This window comes from Protofrankia sp. CiP1_Cm_nod2 (genome assembly GCF_920664355.1).
Taxonomy (GTDB): domain Bacteria; phylum Actinomycetota; class Actinomycetes; order Frankiales; family Frankiaceae; genus Protofrankia.
In genome coordinates, this window is sequence record NZ_CAKKTL010000152.1 from 10,259 (window position 1) to 13,018 (window position 2,760).

2 protein-coding genes are annotated in these 2,760 nt (G+C 74.2%); both read left to right on the forward strand.

The features are described 5' to 3' along the window. The first annotated feature begins 26 nt into the window (after positions 1–26). Complete coding sequence (locus NBW84_RS16465; RefSeq protein ID WP_250285625.1) at positions 27–560, forward strand: hypothetical protein; 534 nt, start codon at positions 27–29, stop codon at positions 558–560. Between the two features lie 211 nt (positions 561–771). Further along, a partial coding sequence (locus NBW84_RS16470) for an ABC transporter permease (protein ID WP_250285626.1) occupies positions 772–2,760 on the forward strand: 1,989 nt, incomplete at its 3' end.

Here is a 2,760-nt window from a genome sequence, read left to right on the forward strand (position 1 = left end):
CAGCGCCTTTGGGGGAGAGACACAGGGTGGACACACAGCCTGCGGGTGGTCAGCACCCCCGGCCGACACCTCGAGTGGTCGTCGGCATACTACGTGCTGTACGCGGCTGGCTCATAGCCGTCACCGGCGGTGTTCTGCTGTTCGGCTGTTATCTCGGTGTGTCCGCGGAGACCGACCCCGGTCGCCAGCTCCCCTATTTCGTCTCCGGTGGGCTCGGCGGGCTCGCGCTCGTCTTCCTCGGCAGCGCGCTGCTGGTGGCCGACCAGATCGACGCCGCCGCCAAGGCCCGGGGACGGCTCGACCGCCAGGTCGATGATCTGCACACGCTGATCGTCGCCGCGGCCTCCGCGCCGGCGCCCGCCACCCCCACGACGGTGGCGGATCCGGCGGCCGGCGGCCAGGACGACGGCGGCCTGTTCGCCGTGCCCGCCGGCCGGACCTACCACCGCCGTACCTGCGAAATGATCGCCAGCAAGCCGGCGCAGCCGGTGGACTCCGCTCAGATCGCCGCCCGCGGCCTGACACCCTGCACGATCTGCGAACCAAAGCCTGCCGCGTGAGACGAGCCCGCCGCGCCGGGCGCGGCCCGGCCACGCTCCCCGGGCCGCCCCGGGGCCGGCGACAGCGCGGCTGGAGTCCTGGCGCGGCTCCTGAGGCTGCTCCTGGCGTGTTGCCGGCGGCCCGCATCCCTGGGCTGCCGGCAGGCCGGGAACGGCAGACGGGCCGGAAACGGCAGAATCGCGTTGCTGCCGCGCCGTGGGGGCGGGCCGGATGAGAAGCGTCGATCTGGCATTCGCCGGGGTCTCCATCGGGGCGATCGCCGCGCTCTCCGGCATCGGCCTGCTCGTGACCTACCGGACCAACGGTGTCCTCAACATCGCCCAGGGCGGCATCGCGGCCCTGGTGGCCTACGTCTTCCGCGCGATGGTCGTCGACTGGCGGCTGCCGGTCGCGGCCGCGGCGCTGCTCTCCCTCGCGGTCGTCTCGCCGCTGATCGGCGTCGTGCTCGAACGGTTCGTCTTCCGCCCGCTGGCCCGCCGGCGCGCGTCCGCCGCCGAGTCGCTGGTGGCGAGCCTGGGCGTGCTCGTGCTCACCGTCGGGATGACAGCCGGGATCTGGGGCCTGGGGTCCCGTAACGACGTGCCGAACCTGTTCCCGGAGCGGACGGTCCAGCTGCCCGGGGGCAGCCGCATCGGTGTCGACGCGCTCGCCGAGCTGGCCCTGGTCGTCGCCGTGTGCGTGGCCCTCGGCCTGATCACGGCCCGCACCCGTTTCGGCCGGCAGGTACGGGCCGTCGTCGACGACCGCCGGCTCGCCGAGCTGTCCGCCATCCCGGCCGACCGGGTGGCCGCGGCCGGCTGGGCCGTCGGCACCACCCTCGCCGGCTTCACCGGCATCCTGCTCGCGCCTCGCCTGCAGCTCACCCCGTATGGGCTCACCCTGCTGGTGCTGGAGACGTTCGCGGTGGTCGTGGCCGCCCGGCTGGCCAGCCTGCCGGGCGCGGTGCTGACCGCCCTGGCCATCGGCATCCTGCAGAGCGAGCTGAGCCAGTTCCAGGTGACGGGCGAGTTCAGCGCCCTGTATCTGGCCGTGCAGTCCAACCTGTTCGTGGCCGCGCTGCTGGTGCTGCTGCTGGTCCTCCCCCGGCTGCGCGAGCTCGGCGGGGACGCGGGCTCCACCGGCCGGTTCTCCAGCCGCGGCGCGCCGCAGACGTACCGGGCGAGCCTCACCGAGCAGCGCCGGGACGTCCTCGGCAAGCTTGCCGGCGCCGTGCTGCTGGCGGCCCCGCTCACCTTCGCGCCCATCAACCTGCGCGACGCGTTCACCGTGCCGGCGCTGGCCCTGATCTTCCTGTCCCTGGTGATCGTCACCGGTTACAGCGGGCAGATCTCCCTCGGCGTCGCCGGCTACGCCGGGCTCGGCGCGCTGCTGTCCGCCAAGCTCGCCGGCGGCGACCTGTTCGGGCTGCCCGCGCTGCCGGGCCTTGTCGCCCTGCTGGTCGGGGCGCTGCTGGTCGCCCCGGTGGGCCTGCTCACCGGCTACCCCGCCATCCGGCGGCGCGGGCTGGCGCTCGCCCTCACCACGTTCGCGGTCGGGGCGGTGATGTCCCGCTTCGTCTTCCAGCAGCAGACGTTCGTCTCGGGGCTGCACGTCGCGCCGCTGTCCATCGCCGGGCACATCCTGTCCGACCGCTGGTTCTACGTGGTGGAGCTGGTCTGTCTGGGGCTGGGCCTACTCGTCGTGCGCAACCTGCACGAGGGGCGTCTCGGCCGGGCGCTGCTGGCCGTGCGTGACCACCCCGAGGGCGCGGCGGCGGTGGGCGTGGACGTGCGCAACCTCAAGCTGCTGTCCTTCACCGTCTCCGCCGCCGTGGCCGGGCTGGGCGGCGCCCTGCTGATGCTCAGCTACGCCTCGTTCGACGCGGAGACCTTCTCCCCGCTCAACAGCCTGCTCTGGTTCACCGCCGTCGTCGTGTTCGGCGCCGACAGCGCCGCGGGCGCGGTGGTCGCGGCCGGCTTCATCGTCACCATCGACACCCTCGCGCCGGCCGGCTCGGCCACCCTGGCCGTGGGCATCCTGGCGCTGAGCCTGGGCTGGCTGCCCGGTGGTCTCGCCTCCGCCGTCCGCCATCTGGTGACCCGCCTCGGTCAGCGGATCGTCGAGGACCTGACCGAACCGGGCCGGGCCGGGCCCGCGGGGGCGGGCCCGGGCGCCGCGCGGGCCGCTGCCGCGTCGTCCGCCCTGATCTCCGCCTCGGCC